Raw genomic sequence first — 915 nt, 5'->3', positions numbered from 1 at the left:
CACCAGAGCGGATGCGCTTCCTTCAGGAGAAAAGCCGACCTTCACGGATGGCGTGTCGATCATTGCAAACGATGGTGTCGTGAACAGTAACGGGCATGCCAGTAGCGATACCCGGAGCAGAGTAACGATAGTTTTTTTACCTGACATAAAGACTCCAGAATTTAATCGAGGCCAGTCCAGTCTCGTGGTGATTCCGTATGGTGGCGATACCACCATGGACGACCGGAGGCGATGGCCCCTCTCAGAATGCTGAAAATGCGAGTACAGATCGTCCTGACAGTCCAGCCTGAACGGTCGAGAATAACGAAAAATAAAATGATGCCGGTGCAAATCCAGAAGGTTGTTTTGGAGGGAAAGGGGCATATAAACAGATAAATCATGGTGAACGGCAGAGGTACGCCCTGGATGTTGACTGGCGGTGTTGCATATCGCCAGAAACCTTCTCTTTTCATGACCGTAACTCCCCTGGCGGGATAAAAAGAATCGCTTCTCTTCGGTCAACTTCATTCCGGATATACATTTCCAGAATCTGGTCCCGGATACGGCGCTTCTCCTGCCGGATTATGGCATCAATGTGATGCCCCCACTCTGCATGCGGCATTCCGGAAAGATTGTCGCGAAGCTCATCGTTAATGACGATATATTCCCGGACGGCTTTACGACCACCGTCATTTGTTCTGACCAGAACCTGAACCAGAATGAACTGCAACAGTGACAGGACAGCCCAGGCCATCGAATCCCTGATGACAGGGGGAAACAGCCCAAGAAGACGTGCCAACGTTTCACCAGGAGATTTCGTATGCATGGTGCTCAGGCAGTAATGCCCGGTGTTGCCTGCCTGTACCGCTGCGTCGGCGGTTTCGTTATCCCTGATCTCACCAACACCGATAATTTCGGGATTACGTCGTACAGCAG

2 protein-coding genes and 1 pseudogene are annotated in these 915 nt (G+C 51.3%); all 3 read right to left on the bottom strand.

Annotated elements, in window-relative coordinates; translation table 11 throughout:
• Positions 1 to 267: pseudogene (locus RTW80_RS26145) on the bottom strand (phospholipase D family protein); the annotation flags it as partial.
• On the bottom strand, positions 162 to 452 hold the full coding sequence (locus RTW80_RS26140; RefSeq protein WP_001299214.1) for a hypothetical protein: 291 nt from the start codon (positions 450 to 452) through the stop codon (positions 162 to 164). The pseudogene RTW80_RS26145 and the gene RTW80_RS26140, both read right to left, overlap by 106 nt.
• Positions 449 to 915: ATPase, T2SS/T4P/T4SS family (locus RTW80_RS26135; RefSeq protein WP_312720991.1), on the bottom strand; the 467-nt coding region annotated here is incomplete at its 5' end. The genes RTW80_RS26135 and RTW80_RS26140, both read right to left, overlap by 4 nt.

Source organism: Escherichia sp. AM3 (genome assembly GCF_032029835.1).
In the GTDB taxonomy this organism is placed as follows: domain Bacteria; phylum Pseudomonadota; class Gammaproteobacteria; order Enterobacterales; family Enterobacteriaceae; genus Escherichia; species Escherichia coli.
Note: the sequence above shows the minus strand (reverse complement) of the source record. Positions and strands in the feature narration are given on the sequence as shown.